This is a genomic window from Sphingopyxis sp. 22461 (assembly GCF_052044915.1).
Taxonomy (GTDB): Bacteria; Pseudomonadota; Alphaproteobacteria; order Sphingomonadales; family Sphingomonadaceae; genus Sphingopyxis.
Genome location: NZ_JBQENY010000010.1, coordinates 85297 through 102603 on the forward strand (window position 1 = coordinate 85297; position 17307 = coordinate 102603).

13 protein-coding genes are annotated in these 17307 nt (G+C 63.5%); 8 read left to right on the forward strand and 5 right to left on the reverse strand.

The window, feature by feature from the left end:
• The first annotated feature begins 42 nt into the window (after positions 1-42).
• On the forward strand, positions 43-1095 hold the full coding sequence (locus ACTJI5_RS17085; RefSeq protein ID WP_440861183.1) for an SLOG family protein: 1053 nt from the start codon (positions 43-45) through the stop codon (positions 1093-1095).
• Between the two features lie 508 nt (positions 1096-1603).
• Positions 1604-2587, forward strand: a complete 984-nt coding sequence (locus ACTJI5_RS17090; RefSeq protein WP_440861184.1) for an SLOG family protein — start codon at positions 1604-1606, stop codon at positions 2585-2587.
• 196 nt (positions 2588-2783) lie between these two features.
• Here ACTJI5_RS17090 and ACTJI5_RS17095 read toward each other — a convergent pair whose 3' ends face one another.
• The gene (locus ACTJI5_RS17095; RefSeq protein WP_440861185.1) at positions 2784-3029 is read right to left on the reverse strand and encodes a hypothetical protein; all 246 of its coding nucleotides are present in this window, start codon (positions 3027-3029) and stop codon (positions 2784-2786) included.
• Between the two features lie 474 nt (positions 3030-3503).
• Here ACTJI5_RS17095 and ACTJI5_RS17100 point away from each other — a divergent pair, with 474 nt between their 5' ends.
• The 4 genes from ACTJI5_RS17100 (at position 3504) to ACTJI5_RS17115 (ending at position 9368) form a co-directional block, all read left to right on the forward strand.
• Positions 3504-3827, forward strand: coding sequence for a hypothetical protein (locus ACTJI5_RS17100; protein ID WP_058537153.1), 324 nt, complete (start codon positions 3504-3506; stop codon positions 3825-3827).
• Entirely contained in the window at positions 3824-5845 is a 2022-nt protein-coding gene (locus ACTJI5_RS17105; RefSeq protein ID WP_058537152.1) for a type IV secretion system DNA-binding domain-containing protein, read from the forward strand. Before ACTJI5_RS17100 ends, ACTJI5_RS17105 begins: the two co-directional genes overlap by 4 nt.
• Positions 5842-8772, forward strand: a complete 2931-nt coding sequence (mobF, locus tag ACTJI5_RS17110; RefSeq protein WP_440861186.1) for a MobF family relaxase — start codon at positions 5842-5844, stop codon at positions 8770-8772. The genes ACTJI5_RS17105 and mobF overlap by 4 nt, the downstream gene beginning before the upstream one ends.
• 113 nt (positions 8773-8885) lie before the next feature.
• Positions 8886-9368, forward strand: coding sequence for a lytic transglycosylase domain-containing protein (locus ACTJI5_RS17115; protein WP_231732609.1), 483 nt, complete (start codon positions 8886-8888; stop codon positions 9366-9368).
• Between the two features lie 41 nt (positions 9369-9409).
• Here the strand turns inward: ACTJI5_RS17115 and ACTJI5_RS17120 are convergent, their stop codons facing one another.
• Complete coding sequence (locus ACTJI5_RS17120; protein ID WP_082639814.1) at positions 9410-10240, reverse strand: transcriptional regulator domain-containing protein; 831 nt, start codon at positions 10238-10240, stop codon at positions 9410-9412.
• Between the two features lie 529 nt (positions 10241-10769).
• On the opposite strand from ACTJI5_RS17120, the gene ACTJI5_RS17125 reads away from it, so the two are divergent.
• Positions 10770-11171 (forward strand): MarR family transcriptional regulator, encoded by a 402-nt coding sequence (locus ACTJI5_RS17125; protein ID WP_058540028.1) that lies wholly within the window; start codon positions 10770-10772, stop codon positions 11169-11171.
• Between the two features lie 11 nt (positions 11172-11182).
• Here the strand turns inward: ACTJI5_RS17125 and ACTJI5_RS17130 are convergent, their stop codons facing one another.
• Both ACTJI5_RS17130 and ACTJI5_RS17135 read right to left on the reverse strand, forming a co-directional pair.
• Complete coding sequence (locus ACTJI5_RS17130) at positions 11183-12235, reverse strand: nucleotidyl transferase AbiEii/AbiGii toxin family protein (RefSeq protein ID WP_411340995.1); 1053 nt, start codon at positions 12233-12235, stop codon at positions 11183-11185.
• A complete protein-coding gene (locus ACTJI5_RS17135; RefSeq protein ID WP_058537147.1) occupies positions 12228-12836 on the reverse strand; it encodes a DUF6088 family protein in 609 nt (202 codons plus the stop codon). Before ACTJI5_RS17135 ends, ACTJI5_RS17130 begins: the two co-directional genes overlap by 8 nt.
• Positions 12837-13044: 208 nt before the next feature.
• On the opposite strand from ACTJI5_RS17135, the gene ACTJI5_RS17140 reads away from it, so the two are divergent.
• Positions 13045-13569, forward strand: coding sequence for a hypothetical protein (locus tag ACTJI5_RS17140; protein ID WP_231732608.1), 525 nt, complete (start codon positions 13045-13047; stop codon positions 13567-13569).
• Here ACTJI5_RS17140 and ACTJI5_RS17145 read toward each other — a convergent pair.
• Positions 13566-17306, reverse strand: coding sequence for a conjugal transfer protein TraG N-terminal domain-containing protein (locus tag ACTJI5_RS17145; RefSeq protein WP_440861187.1), 3741 nt, complete (start codon positions 17304-17306; stop codon positions 13566-13568). The two genes, ACTJI5_RS17140 and ACTJI5_RS17145, sit on opposite strands and share 4 nt — an antisense overlap.
• Between the last annotated feature and the right edge of the window lies 1 nt (position 17307).

The following is a 17307-nucleotide window of genomic DNA, read 5'->3' on the forward strand; positions in this document are numbered from 1 at the left end:
TCCCGGCCATTTCTACATTCTTCCAATCGAGGGAGGTCCATCATGACCACCAATGCATTCCGGCAGAGAATTGACAGCCTCGCCGATCTTTCCGTCCTGATCGCCGAACAGATCGCGACGCCTGAGTTCGAGGCGTCGTTCGGCGACCCCTTACCCCTGTCGATCGTCGAACCGGGCGACGGGCCAAGCGAATATGAAATGCCTGAGCCGTTCGCCGCGCAAGCCGAATGTGGCGGTGTGATCGCCGCGATCTTCGACCTGATGAGCGATACGCGGCTTGAAGCGCTCGCCGCTGACATTGCGTGGGGATTTGTCAACAGCTTCCACTTCGTCGCGGGCAAGCTCTCCCGCCGCGAGGAGGCGCTCGCCGACGAAATCCGGGACATGGCGCGAAACATGGATGTGGGCGAGGTCTTCACCAGCCGGCTCGAGGAAAAGCAACTCCTATGCCAGTCGACCTTTGAGCAACGCGAGGCGGTCGAATGCATGCGCGATTATGCCGCCGAGATGTATCGCGCTGAGTGCGGCCGCCCGTGGTCGCCGGCGCGGGGGTCGCGCGCCTCAGCCGCGTCAAGTGCGAGCCAGATCGCCGCGCAGGACTTCCTGCGCGAACGGGCGCTCGCGGCGCGTGAGCGCTATCTGCCGCAAGGTCCGGTCGTCGTCTTTTCTGGACCGGCGCAGTGGCACGACTGGGAAATGCTTTGGCGCCGGCTCGACGAGATTCACTCCCGCGTCCCGAACATGATGCTGGTGACGACGGGACAGCGCAAGGGTGCCGACGCCATCGCGGCGGCGTGGGCGGCGCGGGCTCAGACCCGCGTTCCCGTCGTGGCCTTCGGTCTCTACGGAACCGGGCGCGGGAAGGCGTTTGACCGCAATCGCAAGCTCGCCGAGCTTCGCCCCGTCGAGGCGGTGGTCTGCGAAGGCTCGGGCTTGCAGGCGAACCTCTATCAGACGCTTCGCAAGGGGGGGATTCCGATCCATGCTTTCCGCAAGGCGGATCAGGCGCCGGATATCCGGAATGATCGGCGCAGCGCGTCGATTCACAGCATCATGAAGGGCGCGCGCGGGGACGCCATGTATATCGCAGCCTGACTGGGAAGCGCGGGTCTGCCCACGCTTCTGTCTTCGTTTTCGGGGATGCCTCGGGCCGTCACGCTTTTGCGTGGCGGCCCTTTTTCTTGTTATTCTGGCCGTGCGCCATCGGTCTAGTTCGATCGAGTGAGCGGGGAAGAGTTTGCGGTCTGCGGGTGTAGCCAAAGGGCTCTCGGGGAATACCCCGCATCCGGCTTTCCCAAGGCGTCGCCTATGGGCGCACCCATTTGCGGATCGGGGCATCGAGCCCCGATCCGCAAACCTATCTCTCTCTCATACAAGACGAGCGATGGTGGCACGGGGACGCGCCGGCCTCAAGGACGGTGGGGCCCCACCATTTTCCTTGGCGGGTCAGGCTCAGGTCTCCGGAACGGGCGTTGGCGTCCGCCAAGGAAAATCGTTTCCCCCACCGCCGCTGCGCGGCCCGCGTGCCGCGGGTCCTTGACCCCGGCGCTCGGAGCCCGTGCAGGGGGAGTGACCTCTTGAATGTCAAACAGAGGAGGTCATCATGACGAATTTCAAGCGCAGCATCCCGAACTTTTCAGAAATCGCAGCCTTCATCGCCGAGGAAGCGATGCCGCCCAGCGACAGCTTCGCCGCCGCCTTCGCATCGAACTTCGACGGTGTGCAGATCGGGCGCGACGAAATGCAGATATCGACCGAGATGCCCGATCCGGTCGAGGCGCAGCACGCGGTGGAATTGATCGTCACCACAGTGTTCGACGTTCTCCGCGACACGCGCCTTGAAAGCGCAGCCGAACGCATCGCTTGGGGGATCGTGCACAGCTTCCATCGGGTCGCGGGCCAGTGGCAGTCGCAGGCCGACAAGGCGACGCGTGATGTGCAGGATCTGCTGCGATCGGCGGATCCGAGCGAAATCTTCAGCGTCCGTCTGGAGGAAGCGCAGGACAGCCTCATCCTGCTGGATGAAGGAGCCGACGCGCTGGCGTGCATGCGCGACCATGCGGCCGACGTCTATCACGGCGAAACGCGCCGGCCATGGTCGGCGCCGAAGGCGACGATGGTATCGTCGAAACGCACCGCGGCGGTCATCGACGGGATGGCCTATCTCGCCGCACGCCGCCAGCGCCGGGTCGCCGAGCATCACCCGGACGGGCCGCTGGTGGTCTTCTCGGGCGGGCAATGCTGGGCCGACTATCGGCCGATCTGGAAGGCGCTTGACGAGATGAAGCGCACGCGGCCGACGATGCTTCTTTTGACGACCGCGCAGGGCAAGGGCGGCGATGCCATTGCCGAAGCATGGGCAGCAAAGACCAAGACGCCGGTGGTGCGGCTCGGTATCGACACGGCGCGCTGGGGCAAACGCGCCGGGTTCGTCCGCAACGGCCAGATCGCGCGGTTGCAGCCCGTGGACGCCGTCGTCGCCGAAGGAACGGGCGTCCAGTCGCAGCTTGTGCGGGTGCTCAGGTCGGTGGGCATCCAGCCGGTGCTGCTCTCGCTATACGGTGGTCTGGAGGATTGGGCGCGCTGACCTGCAAGGGCGGGATCGGTCCGGGGTATTCCCGGCTCGGTCCCGCCCTTTTTCTTTTGTCGTGTTGCCTTTCGCCGCCCTCGGGGAACAGGGCCAAGGCCCGTTCCCGTCGAGCGGCGATGCGGTGCTCAAGAGCCCCGGCCGCCTGCGCGCGGCTCCGCCGTGCTCGTCGCAGGGACATCCCTTCGGGATGGCTTCATTTACTTGGGGCTATCGCCGACAGGGCTTTCAGGGCGGTAAGGGACGCTGCCCCACCGGCACGAATGACAAGGTCGACGACGTCCCGGAATTCACGTTCGGTCAGTCTCTCGACGGCGAACTCGGTGATGATCGAGCCATATCTGCCGCGCAGAGCGCGTCGGGCGCTTTCTACTTCTTCCGCAACCTTGCTCTGACGCAGTTCTAGGTCCGCAAGGCGTTCGCGTTCACTCTTCTTGGGCATGACCAACATCCTTTTTCGGGTCTGCCCGCCGATCGCTTTCTATCGAAAGGATACGCCATGCTTCAATGTCCAAATTTCATGGTCGACGTGCCGCCGACTCATGAAGAGGTCCCCTATCGGGGAGCCCCGCGCCTTCCGGCACGAGGCATGTCGCAGCGACGCGTCGCTGCGATGGGCGGACGCACGCCGTTGGCGTTTGTAATGCACCCTACGCACGGGTGCTGCGGCTCGGGTTTCCACGGTAAAACAACGCTTTGAAGCCGCCCTGCCAAGGTGGCTCGGTCGGCGTCACTTGGCGGCCGCGGCAGCCAGAACCGGCAGCATCCGGCTACCAGCCTCGCCAAGGCGCTGATAAGGCTTGGCATCTTCCGGCAGCCGCGACAGCCAGCTTAAGCTATTGGAAAATAGCCCTCTCTCGGCTATAGTAGCTCTGCTTCATGTCCTCTTGCCGAAGCTCCAACCCAGGAGCTTGCCGTGGCAAGATTGACCATACGTCTCGACGACGCCTTCTATGATCGGCTGGTCGCCGATGCCGATTCCGCTGGCATGCCGACCGCGACCTATGTCCGCGATGCGCTCGAGCAGCTCGATGGCGCCGACCCCTTCGGCTTCCATGCCCGCTTCGACGAACTCCATTCGACGGTCATCCAGATGCTGGCGATCGTTGCAAGCGATGTCGGCGCCCGCGCGCCCGAGAGCCTCGCGAAAGGGATGGAGGACACGCGCCGCCTGCTCCTCGATCGGGGGCTGGTTGCGGCTGAAGATCTCCCCGGTGCGGGGGGAGGGAGGCGGGCATGAGCATCTTCCGCAACGACACGCTTGGGAGTTGGACGCGGGGCGGCCAGGCGATCGTCCACAATGTCCGCATGACCACCCAGGTTTTTTTCCAGACGGTGCTTGCGGGGCTCGCCATCTGGGTCATCGGCGCCGCTTGGTATGCGTTTGAGAAGTCGGATGAGTATCAGCGCTTCGTGTTGATGAAGCTCGTAGAAGCCAGCTTCAAGGCAGACGCTGCTCCGGGGACCAACGACCCGGTCCTCTTCCGAACCCCCTCTGGGCAAGAATATTGGACCTCGGCCGACTGGCTGCTCGAATCTATGGTCGCCAAGGAAGCGCTGAAGAAGCTCGAAGCCGATCTCATCGGCGGCGCTGTGTTGGCGGGCCTGTTCGCCCTCGCGGCGCTCATCGTCGCCTGGTTCTATTTCACCCGGATGGGCAGGGGGCTCGGTTCCAACGAATATATCCGCGGCGCCCGTTTCGGGACTGCCTGGCAGGTGCGCCGGGCGCTCTGGGGTGAGGACAAGGGCAGCTTCACGATCGGCGGCATCGATGTCCCGCACGCGTTCGAGCCTGAGCATGTTCTGATCTGCGGCGCCCCCGGAACGGGCAAGACCAACATGATCGTCAAGATGCTCGAAGGCATCCGCGCCAAGGGCAAGCGTGCGATCGTCTATGATACCGCGGGGACCTTCGTCGAGAAATTCTACCGGGAGAAGAAGGACATTCTCCTCAATCCGCTCGACGAACGCAGCGCGGTCTGGTCGCCCTGGGTCGATGTCCCGAAGGACTATCATTACGACCAGATTGCGGAATCGACGATCCCCGACAAGCATGGCGATCCCTTCTGGCCAAAGGCGGCGCGCGGCACCCTGGTCGCGGTGTTGCGCAAGCTCGCGGCGCAGGGGCGCACCTATGTGTCGATCTTGCTGCGCACCGTCGTGCGCTCCCCGCTCAAGGAGCTCTCGGCCTTCGCCGCGGGAACCGATGCGGCGGCGTTCATCTCGACCGAGGGCGAGCGCACCTCGGCGGGCGTCCAGGCCGAACTTGCTTCGGTCATGCGTAGCTTCGCCTATCTTGACGATACCGAGGACGGGCTTTCGATCCGCGACTGGGTAACCACCGAGGGCGATGACAGCTGGCTGTTCATCACGGTCAAGGCCGACCAGCTTCCTTCGCTTCGGCCCCTGATCACCGTGTGGCTCGACATTGCGATCAGCGCGATCATGAGTCTGAAGCCCAATCGCGATCGCCGCCTCTACTGCGTGATCGACGAACTCCCCAGCCTGCAGAAGCTTCCCTCGCTATCGGATTTTCTCGCCCGCGCCCGTAAATATGGCGGTTGCGGCATATTGGGGTTCCAGTCCTATCCCCAGCTCCGGGCGACTTACGGCAAGGAGGATGCCGCCGCCATCACCGGCTATTGCTCGACCTGGGTGGCGCTCCGGGCGAACGACACCGACACGGCGGAGCATGTCTCGAAGAACCTCGGCCAGGTCGAGCAGGTCGAGGCCAATGAGGGGATGAGCTACGGCGTCAATGACATGCGCGACGGGGTCAATCTCAGCCGCATCCAGGTGACGCGGCCGCTCGTCATGCACACCGAGGTCACCAACCTCCCGAACCTCGCGGGCTATCTCCGATTCGGCCGCAATCTGCCGGTGATCCGCTTCGCCGACAAATATAACAGGGTGCCCTCGATCTGCGACGCGTTCATCGAGCGAACCCGCCCACCGCTCCGTTTCGCCGCGCCGCAGGAAGCGCCGGCTGCGGAAACGAACAAACCTGTCGCGCCCCGAAAACGGTCCGGCAAGCAGGTGGATAATAGTGCGAACCCAGAACTGCCGCTCAAGTTGCAGACGGGGCCGGGTCGGGGCCGGGAATCGGGCGACAAGGGCAGTAGGGGTGCGGAAGGGCAGGGCGCCACGCCGCCCGCATCGCCGCCGGCAGCCTTCGAAATCATCGCGCCGCCCTGGACGCATAATCTCCGCCAGCATGGCCGCCCGGGCGGTCGCCGCAGACCGGCGAAGCCGGCATGATCCATCCGGTCCGCCTCTACGGCAAGCCCGGCAATATCGCGCGCTATTATGCGATAGGCGATTATTACACCAAGGGCGGTGACGAGCACTCGGAATGGGGTGGCAAGATCGCCGCCGACCTCGGGCTCGAGGGTGCGGTCGACCGCAAGACATTACAGAGGCTGCTCGCAGGCAAGGTCGGTGAGCAGCAGCTCGGTCGCCACCGCGAGGACGGCGAAATCCAGCATCACCCCGGCTGGGACTTCGCGGTCAATGCCCCCAAGTCGATATCGATCATGGCGCTGGTCGCGGGCGACGAGCGTATCATCGCCGCGCACGAACGCGCCGTCGGCACGGCGCTCGGCTGGCTCGAGGAGCATGCCGAGCTTCGCCGCCGGATGGACGGCAAGGTCACGCACGAGACGACCGGGCGGCTGCTGTTCGCGCGCTTCACGGAACATGCCTCGCGCGAACTCGACCCGCATCTCCATACCCATGTCGTGGTCCTCAATATGACGAACTGCAGAGACGATGCGCAGATGGTCAGCCTCGAGACGCGCGCGATGTTCGCCGAACAGATGACCGCGGGACAAATCTACCGGAACGAGCTCGCGTATCGGCTTCGGGACCTCGGCTATGCGATCGACTTCGATCCGCGCAGGGGCCTGTTCGAGATCAGGGGCGTGCCGCCTGATCTCATCACCGAGATGTCGCAGCGGGCGGAGCAGATCAATGCCCATGCGAAGGAGCATGGGCTCGAAGGCCAGGCGGCGCGGACGGCGGCCTTCTATCAAACCCGCCCGGCCAAGCAGAAGGTCGGTCTTGAAGCGCTGCACGCGCAGTGGAACGCCCGCGCGCACTCGCAGGCACCAGAGCTGGACGCGCTGCGCCAGGCTGCGGATGAACGAGGGGAGCGCGAGCATTCCGCCGACCTTGCCGTCGCGCGGCGCGCGACGCTGTTCGGACTTCGCCAATCCGAGACCCGCGAGGCGGTCAACAATCTCGGACGCCTTCTGCGTACGGGACTCGCGTCGCACGTCGGCGAGGTGCGTCTCGGCGACGTGTTGCCACTGCTCGCGCAGCATGAGGAACGGCGCAAGCTGCTGAAGACGCGGAATCAAACCGGCGATGCGGTCCTGACCCGCGGTCGAACCTCGGTCCGCACTGCGCGGCTCGAGATCGCGCTTTCGACCCATCTCTCGCTCAGTCTGGACGATGCGGTGCCGCTCGCGGACCGCGATCGCATTGGCGCTGCGCTAGATGGCTCGATCCTCAACGACGATCAGCGCCGCGTGCTATCCGAACTCGCCTTGTCGCGCGACCGCATCGTCGGTGTCCACGGCGTGGCGGGCTCGGGCAAATCGACGCTCGTCAGGGAACTGAAGGACGCCGCAGGCGCCAGCTGGACCTTCATCGGGCTCGCACCGACCTCGTCCGCCGCGGCGAAGCTCGGTCAGGATGCCGCCATCGATTCCCGGACCGTCGCGATGCTGCTCGCCGGTGGCGGCCATGACATCGACGGTCGTCATGTGCTCGTCGTCGACGAGGCGGGCCAGCTCGGGAATCGCCAGGCGCTGCGCCTGCTCCAGATCAGCCATGACACCGGCGCCCGGATTATCCTCCTCGGCGACAACAAGCAGACCGGCGCGATCGAACAGGGCAAGGCCTTCTGGCTGATGCAGCAGCTCGGCCTCCCAACGAGCGAGCTTCTCCAGGCCGTACGCCAGCAAACCCGGACGATGAAGGATGCCGTCGCCGCGGCGCGCGCCGGCGACTATGCCCGTTCGCTTAGCCATCTCGACAAGGTGGTAAGCGGGGAGGGCGGGGCCGAGCTTGCGAAGAATTTGGTCGCCGAATGGACACGCCTCAAACCCGAAAGCAGGGCAAAGACGAACATCCTCGTCCTCGACAACGCGACCCGACTGATCGTCAACACGCGCATTCGCGAGGCCCTGCGGAAAGAAGGTGTCGTCGCGGCCGAGGATACGCGCCTCCAGATGCTCGCCCCGTCGGGCATGACCGATCAGGAAAAGCGGTTCGCGCGCTTCTATTCGGGCGGGCAGGTGGTGACCTTCGCGCGCGATGATGCGGGTCTCGGTATCTCGCGCGGTGCCGAATATCGCGTCGACGGGATCGAACGCGATGCCCGGGGTCGGCAGCTTGTCCGGCTGGTCGACGAGAATGGCCGCACCATCCGCTGGAATCCGCGCACGGGCCGCGCCGCCCAGGTCAATGTGTTCGTCGCCGACACGCGCGACCTTGCGGTCGGCGACCGCATCCAGTGGCGCCTCGCGGCGAAGGAGCTCGACCTCAAGAATGCTGAGCGCGGGACGGTCGAGCGGATCGACGGTAACCTCGCGACGATCCGGTGGGATCGCAAGGCAGAGGCGCAGACCATCGACCTGTCGGCCCACAAGACTTGGGACCATGGCTATGCCGAAACCGTCTATTCGTCGCAGTCGAAGACCTATGACCGCGTCTATGTGCTCGCGCCGGTGAACTCGGGTCTCGTCAATGGTCAGAATTTCTATACCGCCATCACCCGCGCTCGGTTCGGGGTGAAGCTTTGGACCGAAGACCCCGAACGTCTCGCCGAGAAACTAGCCCTTCGGTCCGGCGAAAAGACGTCAGCCCTAGAAGGCCTCGGGCGACTTCTGCGCGACAGTCAGAAGGCGCGCAGCGAGCGGCACGGCATCCGGCTCGACGGCGCGCGTGACGAGATGATGCGCCGCCGCGTTGAACGCGCCGAGCAACGCGCTGCACGCGAGCGAGGGTGGGAAGAGATACTCCGGCCAGCGAGCCTAGCCGAGCGGCTGGCGGGACGCGCCCATAAGATCGCCGACCGTTTCGACGGCTATCTCCGCGGGGTGCTCGCGGACCGCCCACCGGCTGAGCCTGAGAAAACGCCGTCGCCATCGCGCGAACCCTCCCGAGGACATGACCGATGAACGGCCAGGTGCTTGTCGTGACTGACGCGACTACGGCCGCAATCGCATGGCTCGCAACAGCCGTGCGACCAGGTGCTGCGCGCGGATACCGCACTGGGGGAGGCGTAAGGAAAATGCGGACTTGTCTTCTCCTGCTTTCTGCGCTCGGAACGGCGAACAGCGCCTTGGCGGGTTTGCCCAACGCCGCACGCGAAGCCGATGTTGCTGTCTGCATCCGTCAGGCGGCCAAGGGGCATAAATGGCTTGAGCGTACCCTTTGGGGACTGCGCGATCAGGAGGGCGGCTGGATCGGGGCAGCAGTCGCCAACACTAACGGCACGCATGATCTCGGGCCGTTGCAGGTGAACAGCTGGTGGGTTCCGAAAATTGCGGCGCTGGTGAAGCGACCGGAAGCGCATGTCCGATATTGGCTTCAGAATGATGCCTGCTTCAACGCCGAAGCCGCGCGCTGGATCTTCCTGTCCGGGCTTGCCGTCACCGGCGACTATTGGAAGGCGATCGGCGCCTATCATAGTCCAACGGCCTGGCGGCAGGCGCGCTACGCCAAAGGTGTCGCTCTGCATCTCCGAAAACGGTATGGAGACGCGGTGTGGTGAACTCTTGCTCCATGTCAGCGATACGGCTTCGTCCGGGCTCTTCACTCGAACCAAGGGCCGCTGAGCGGGTGGGCGAGGCGATGACGGGCAATCCGCACCAGCCGCTGCACGCGAAGCCGATAGGACGCATTTTCTCGTCGCCAACGCTTCGGCGCGATGGCATCCTTGAACAATTCTCGCGCTATATCCTGCTCGGTCGCACCGGTCAGGATTGCATCTCCAACCCGTAATTCCAATATCCATCGGGAAGCGCGGCGCTCGCGTGGAACCAGCGAGGCGGGAAGTCGGCCTTGTTCTGAAAGAGCCAGGAACTGGCGAAGCGCGTCCAGCTTGGATCTTGCCGATTCCACTCCGTGTAACTGATACTCGATCAAGGCTGGGCCGCCGAGCAGCGTTCCCCCATAGACATCGAGTCTGATGGCCCAGCGACCATCGCTGAACAGCCAGTGTTCGGCACGATCTGCGTCGATTTCGACGGACACGAAAGGTGCAATCGCGCGGATGTCGAAGAGGTCGGCGGAGGGCGCGCTTCTGGTTGCGAGGCGTCCCTTGAGTACTTTCGGGTCCATTCTGGTGCTCCAGATCGGCCTTGCCTGGGGGGAGGCGAGAGCTGGATCGACCCAGCCGAGGAGGCCAATGTCTTTCGGTGCATCGATGGGTAGGGATTCACGCGCGGCCCAGAGTGAGCGATAGATTTGGTTTCGCCTGAGCCATTCCCAGGCGAAGGCGCGGCGATCACAGCGCAGCAGCGCGTCATATCCATCGGATGCGCGCCAATCGGAGGCCGGCAAGTTGCAGGAGAATGGAAATGCGCGCTTGGGCCGGTTGATATATAGAGCATCGCGACGCTGTGGAGGTGCCTCCAACCCCATCACGCCTCATCCGCCTCGGGCGAACTGGTCGTGATGACGGATGGATGGCGGATATATCGCCGGCGCAAGACGAAAATCGAGCGACGAAGCGCGCGTGTTCGCCGAGGCGGACCTATGGTTTGGATGGCGTGAATTCACGATCGACCCCGAATAGGCAGCGCATCTAGCGCCTTTGACCTATCTCATGGGTCATCGATATCGTTCGCCGCTACCCCCGGAGTTTCCGGTGCGAATTTCCGGGGGCAATCAAATTTTGTTCACCGTCGTCAAGCAGTTCGGCGCATCACTTCCATTGAAGCACCAACCCGCAACTCGCCCATTTCATCATTCGATTGTTTGTGAAGGCCAAGCCTGCCGCTCAATACTCGTGCGGCCCCGCAATTTTTTGCTTCATATTCGAACCGCGAGGGGATCGATTTTTGACAGTCGCATTTTCGAGCCTCTTCAAGCCCCGTCCCTCGTCCCAGCTTGTCTACCGCGCTGAACCTTCGGTTTTTCGCGCAGCCAATACCGGGATTTGTTCGGGCGCATGTCGATCGAAGAGGCACATCCAGATGGCGCGATGCAGGATGTCACATTCCGGCGGCTTTGCTTTTGTCGCATGCTTCTTGCCGAACGACGGATCATTGCCCGATATCTCAAGAAATGCGACTGGAGCCACGCGGAATGGATCATGTTGCTGGAACTCTATATCGCGGATGCGGCCGACAAGCCGCTGTCGGTTTCGAGTCTGGGATATGCCAGCGGTGTTTCGCTCCCGACGGCAACGCGGCTTGCCGTCGGTCTGGAATCAAAGGAATTTGTCGATCGTGACCGCGACGCGTTCGATGGGCGCCGGATCAATGTAACACTTGCTGCTCGCGGACGAGCTACAATGCGATGCATCCTTGATGATTGCGGAAAACTTCGAGCGTTAGCGCCCGAAAATTAGCTTTCAATCCTTCAGGCGCTAGCGTTGATGGTGGCTTCAATCGCTTCCAGCCCTCCGAGGAGATCATCGAAACGGGGCGGCGCGTTCATGAACATCTCGGACATCGCGTCATAATCTTCCGCGAGCCTATCGCGAACGAGACCGGTTGCGGCAATCCGTAAGGTCCCCAGTCGCGCGGTCTCATACCAGGCTGACTTGTCGGCAAACATCAGGCTTTTGTTGCGCACCACCTGTGGGAGCAGTTCGGGACGGGCGAGAGCCGCTTTTGTAACGCCGGCCCGATCGAGCATCAGCACGTCATAATAATGGCGCGACATTCCATCGCGTAATTTGCCGTTGTGGTGAAGGGCATGGAGGATCGTGATCTTCTCCCAATAGGTTCGTTCGACCGCCAGCGTCGGCACCTCGGTAACTGCATCGGGCAGCTCTTCGGGAAAGTCTTCGGCAAGATAGGGTGAAATCGGACGCAGTTCGAATGGCTCGGTTTCTCCCCGCGCCCCGAACTCGAGCTTGATGCGAGGCTTGATATAGCCGCTCCCATTCGCGCCGCCATAATTCTCTCCGTAGGCAAGACCATACCCCGATGTCGGAGGATAAGTGAAGAGCAAGGTCTGCCCGTCCTTGTCTTCTGGATCGAGCTCAAGCCTCCAACCTTCCGCCGTTCCCAGCCCCACCTCGATTTCGCGCGCCAGCAACGGGTGCGCGAGCGTCTGTACAAAAGCTTGCGCCGCGGCCTTCAATGCCTTTGTGCGACGGTCTCGCTCCTTTCCGCTGATATCATCCTGCATGGGGGAGAGAACATCGTCGAGCTTGGGGGCCGAGCGACTAATGGTTAGATCGACATCTTCGGAAAACCGCTCGATGATACCGTAGGCCTTCGATAGCGATGTCCCTCCCTTGAAGGTCAACTGGCCGACAAGATCGGGGCAGGCCACCAGGCGCCGGAGAATCCAGCAAACCCAGAAGTCCTTTTCGATGATGATGGCGGTGAGATCGCGCCGTGCCGCCGCTTCTGCGATGAAGGCCCGCCGGTTAGCGACATCGCTGCGCGCGAACTCATCCATGACGCGCTGCTTCGATCTTGAGTACGATATCCGCCATCCAGCCGGACATCTCGGGCCGGGCTTGAACAAGACGCTTCATGGAATTGTCGTCCAGGCGTGCCGCGAAGTAGCGAACCTTGTCGTCATCGACACCGCCCTTCCCGAGATGAGCAAGCGCCTGCAGAACCGTGTTGGCGGCGTCGGAGCCATTGTCGAGAACCGGCGCCCTGCTGTGCTTGAGGGTGAGGCTGCGCCCGCCAGCGCGTTTGACTCGGGTCCGACCTGTTGTGGCATAGCTTGCTTTGGCGGGAACTTGCGTCGAAAACCCGAGACTGTTCGCGGCCGAAGCGCCGGAGGGCGCCAGCTTGTCGCCACTTTGGACAGCAAGCGCGTCGGCGACGCGTGCCGGATCGGGACTGAGAAGGCCGAGCTTGTCATGTTGGCGGGGATAGTCATAAAGACCGCGGCCGATACGGCGAATATTACCGGCATGCGCAAGGCGCGAAAGCGCCATGTCGACCGACCCGCGAGTGCCGAAGTCGATGAAATGTCTGGGCGTAAAGACCCAGCCGCGGCCTTTGCCGCGCACGCGCTTCATGATCCGATCAGCCATGGCAGGCATTGAGCCCACTCCTTTCTGTTAGAAAATAGCATATAAGTTTCTAACAAGCTATAGTCGATTAGTTCCGCAATTTTCACCGTTCCAAACGCTGCGCGTGGTCAAGCATCCATTCCGCTCAATGTCAGGCCCATAAGGAGAGAGGGTGATGTGTTGGCGTTCGGAGGGGCAGCGAAAGAGGGGCATGCTCTGCCCGACAAGGAGGACGCAATTGTTCAACCTCAACGCCACTTTGGATTCCGTTGCGCGGCCACGCATGGTAAGCTCGCCAGAGAGGAGTGCTATGCAGGCCAATCTGTCTTCCGAGCCCTCAAAGGCCGAAATGCCACCGCCAGTGCTTGGTGATTGGCTTTGGAAGCCTTGGTACGCCAAAATCTGGTGGGCAGCGATTCCGCTTTACTGGGCAATCACGATGGCCTCGCTCAAGATTCCAGCGCTGGCGTCGTTTTTTGAGACCGCGCTTGTCGGCTATCTCAATGTTCTGTTCTTCCCGATGACGGCGCTGCTCGTGCTTGGCTTCGGATTTGTCCGTGCCCGGCTCGATGCACCTACGGCGGATCGCGGAGATCCTTTAACCGATGAGGAAATCGACGAACTGGAGCGCCTGAGGGTCGAACAAGAGATGCTGTGGAATCCACCCGATCACTTGCGCCCCGTCGGCGACATTTACGACCCATTTTCGGGAACAAGCTATATCGGCAACCCCCTCAGCCCCAACAACGGGTCGCGAATTTAGCGTCTCTTATAGCTGCTATCGCCGTCGAACGGACCGTTTGCCAAGTCAGTTGAAAATCGCCCTTTGTCGAGGATCGTTGATTGTTCCAAGGACGTCATGGGGCCGGTGATGTCGGCCGTCCCACGCGCGGAGTCTGCCTGACCAAGATAGCGATTTCGCAGACCTGTTTCTCCGAGCACTTGGCGGTTTAGTTCCCGCGTAAAGGAGGCTTCCGGATTTGCAGAGCGCGCTGCGGCGCGCTCGGCGTTTGCGATCGCTGTGCGTACATCATAGTTCATGATGTCCAGCGATGCCTGAGCACTCTCGTTGCTGATTCCCACGTCGCGGCTCGTAAATCCAACGCTTGCGCCAACCTTCCCCGATCGTCCGGTCTGCGACCGCGCACTTCCTTTCTGCCCGCCGCCGCGGGAGGCATAGTCGCTGCTATGTGCGCTTGCCCCCATATCGCCGCCCACTGTCGTTCCCATTGAGACCTGATCCTGCGCAGATCGTGATATTGACCGCTGCCACCCCGTCTGCGCGACGATCGCCGACACATCGCGCTGCAGCGTGTCGGCGACCTGCGGATTGAGGCGCCATTCGCCCTTGCTATCCATCTCGAATCCGCCCTTCAGCCAGTTGGCCATCATCGCCTGACCCTCGTCTCCACTGCTCAGCATATGCTCGATCGTATCGGGTCCGGCCTGCTTGCCAGCCTCATACTTGGTGCTGGTGTCGCTCCGCGCCGATTGCGCGAACCCGGTGCTGCTCGACACAAGGAGGTCGTTATCGGCAAAGCTGAACCGCGCGCGGCCGCCTGCGGCGATCGCGCCATATTGGCTGTCGTTGATCAGCCCGGCCCGGTGAAGTTGCGCGGCAACCTCCGGCGAAACGTTGAGATTAAGGTCGCCATTCTGCGACATTGCGAGCTGACGCTTCGTCATCGTGATGCCCTCGGCGCGCAGCAGGCCCTGCATGCGCGACAATCGCTCATTGTCGACGATGCGCGTCAGCCGCTCGTTGCGTGCGCGGTCGGCGATGCCCGCAGCGCCGCTTTCGGCCATATCGACCTGATTGCCCGCTGTGCGGCTGAGCGCCCCGATGAACGCATCGAGCTTCGCTGCCTCGCGCGTCGACACGCCGGCGGCCGCTGCGCCTTCGGCATAGCCGAAATTGTCGCTCTGCCTCCGCTGCTCGCCGATGCGGGCCGCGCCGCGGACACCGCCATGGCCGACCTCGCGCTGGGCATCGAGCTTGCCCGACCGCTCGGCAAAGTCATAGCCCGCCGCCTCTCGCGTCCGGCCATAGACGCTCGTGCCTTCGCGACCGGCCTCGGCGGTCGCGCCGTCGGCTGTGCCGAGCTGCACCGACGCGTTGTACATTTCGAGGGCGCGCATGACATGGGCCTCGTTGCGGCCCGGCGAGCGCGAGAGTGAGGAGATCGCCGTCGAGCGCGCCTCGCCCGACAACGTGTTGATGAACCCGATGCGTCGCGAGGTTTCGTCGACGGAGAGGCCGAGCATGGCTGCCGCGTTCCGTTGACCTTCATTGTTGCCGGTGCGCCATGCCTGTTCGGTCTTGACATTGCGCCGCTCGATCCCTGCGACATTATCGCCGGCGTAATCGCGGCGGCCTTCCATCGCGCCGACATTGACCTGTGCACCGGTGAGGTCGTTTCGCAGCATCTGTTCCTGCTCGAAGCTGTTGGCGATGAGCTTGGCGAAAGTCGGGTCGGCCGACGCCTGTGCGATCACGGACGACGCCTTGAGATCGGCGTCCTTGCCAACATAGCCATGGCGCTCGAAGTGCCGCCGCGCCCCCTGGAACATCATGTCGTAGGCGCGGGTGTCGCCGAATGCCTTCCATTGCACCATGTTCTGCGTGAAAGCCGCGAACGCCCGCTCACCCGATTGCCTCTCACCGAAATAACTGGTGCCGAGGCCGCGGAGCGCATCCTTCTCGGCAAAATTGTGAATCGCGGAGGTGGTCGCGTTGGCGCGCACGGCTGCGGCGGTGGCAGGGTGCGAGAGGTCGCGGCCGACGAGGGCAGGGGCGAGGCCGCCAAGCTCGCGCGCGGCATCGGTCGCGCCGAGCGCGAAGCCCGTCGTTCCCGCTGCGCCGGGCGTGCGATCAGCCAGATAGCCGCCGGCGGCGCCGAACGCGCGGTTGCTGCCGAGCGTCGACCGTTCCCCGAAGTCCCCGAAGCTCGATACCGCGCTGCGCCGCGCCATCGTGCCGGTCGCGGAGGCCTGCGCTTCGAGCGCCTGCGCGCGGCCTTCGTGCGTCATGATCGGCGTCGCCGCCGCAGTCCCCTGGCCCTGGGCGCCGAGCGCGCCGCTGGTGAAGGAGGTGAAGACATTGCCCGAGAAGCGGAACACGGTGAACACGAAGGCGCCGGCCAGCCCCGCCGCCGCGGTGCGAAAGCTGCCGAAGATCGCGAGCGCCTTCATCGCAGAGGAGGGCGCGAGCATCCAGGCGTTGGCGGCGACATGGTTGGAGCGCATCTCGGCGAGCACGTCCATCGCGCGGCCGAGGGTGAGTTGGTAGATACCGGCGTCAATCACGCCCCACATGGCGACGAATACGAACAGGCCGAGCGCGAAGCTCGCCACGCGCAGGTTGATCGGGGTCAGGATGAAGAGCAGCGCGATCGGCATCATGAACAGCATGATCCCGAACACGGTCGCCCGGATCGTCGGCATCCACTCGTTGGCGGTCGACATGGTCGCAAGACCGCTCGAGACGACCGCGCGGTTGGCCATGACCCTTGCCGCGGTCGCCGGGCTGTCCTCGAACAGCACGTCGCCGACCGCGTTCCCGAGATTGATGTTGGTCATCAACTGCTGGAGCGTCAGCGGCGTGCCGAGCATCTTGTCGCCGAGCGCGCCGAGGTTCGAGCGGCAGCGCTGAAGCTGGCCCGCGTTGCTCACATCATAGCCCGTTCGCTCGCACACCTGCCGACTGTAATCCTCGAACAGCGCGGGATCGGATAGCCGGTCCGAGATATAGGTCCAGGCTTCGGTGCAGCTCACGGTCGTGCCGCCCTTGTCGGTCGCGGTGAAGACGGTGCTGAAGGTCGCCGGTCCCGCCATCGCGGCGAATGCTGCGGGAAGATCGTTCGTGGTCCGGAAGAGCTGGTCGTCGTCGATGCCATAGGCGGGCGACACGCGCGCGACCGGATAGCATTGCCGCACATAGTCCTTGATCGTCGCATCAAGGAAGCTGTCGGTCATGGGACCGCGCGGGGAGACGGCGTTCAGGAACAGGTCGAAGCTGTGCCCCCCCGCGCCGAATTCCAGCTTGGCATTGGGATCGATCGTGTTGTCGTCGATCGTCTCTGCGATCGCTCGCTCCATCATGTTGGTGACGCCCGCGACCAGCACGATCAGGTTCGGGACGTCGCCGACGGGCTGATAGGCGTTGCGGACCCGGTCGTAGACATGGACGGTGCCCGTCGTCGCGACGAGGCCGACGAAGAGCCCGACGCCGACGAGCGTCTGGAAGCCGAAAGCCACGATGCCCATGCCGTTGCCGCGGACGCTCGCGAGCAGCGCGCCGAGCGCGATCCCGGCAACCGCGATGATGAAGACGAGCGTCTCGTAGCGCGGGTCGGCGAAGATCATCGAGACGAGGCGGAAGGCGTCGACCGTCTCGTTGAACCCGTCATAGGTGTGGAAGCTCGTTTCGAGGGCGAACGCCGCGGTCGGCGCCAGAGCGGTGAAGGCGGCGAGGAGCGCGGAAAGGGTGTGGGCGCGCATG

Excerpts from the sequence above, each read along its gene's own strand:
- ACTJI5_RS17085 (WP_440861183.1), top strand. The coding sequence starts at position 43 with ATGACCACCAATGCATTCCGGCAGAGAATTGACAGCCTCGCCGATCTT.
- ACTJI5_RS17090 (WP_440861184.1), top strand. The coding sequence starts at position 1,604 with ATGACGAATTTCAAGCGCAGCATCCCGAACTTTTCAGAAATCGCAGCC.
- ACTJI5_RS17095 (WP_440861185.1), bottom strand. The coding sequence starts at position 3,029 with ATGCCCAAGAAGAGTGAACGCGAACGCCTTGCGGACCTAGAACTGCGT.
- ACTJI5_RS17105 (WP_058537152.1), top strand. The coding sequence starts at position 3,824 with ATGAGCATCTTCCGCAACGACACGCTTGGGAGTTGGACGCGGGGCGGC.
- mobF (WP_440861186.1), top strand. The coding sequence starts at position 5,842 with ATGATCCATCCGGTCCGCCTCTACGGCAAGCCCGGCAATATCGCGCGC.
- ACTJI5_RS17115 (WP_231732609.1), top strand. The coding sequence starts at position 8,886 with ATGCGGACTTGTCTTCTCCTGCTTTCTGCGCTCGGAACGGCGAACAGC.
- ACTJI5_RS17120 (WP_082639814.1), bottom strand. The coding sequence starts at position 10,240 with ATGGGGTTGGAGGCACCTCCACAGCGTCGCGATGCTCTATATATCAAC.
- ACTJI5_RS17125 (WP_058540028.1), top strand. The coding sequence starts at position 10,770 with ATGTCGATCGAAGAGGCACATCCAGATGGCGCGATGCAGGATGTCACA.
- ACTJI5_RS17130 (WP_411340995.1), bottom strand. The coding sequence starts at position 12,235 with ATGGATGAGTTCGCGCGCAGCGATGTCGCTAACCGGCGGGCCTTCATC.
- ACTJI5_RS17135 (WP_058537147.1), bottom strand. The coding sequence starts at position 12,836 with ATGCCTGCCATGGCTGATCGGATCATGAAGCGCGTGCGCGGCAAAGGC.
- ACTJI5_RS17145 (WP_440861187.1), bottom strand. The coding sequence starts at position 17,306 with ATGCGCGCCCACACCCTTTCCGCGCTCCTCGCCGCCTTCACCGCTCTG.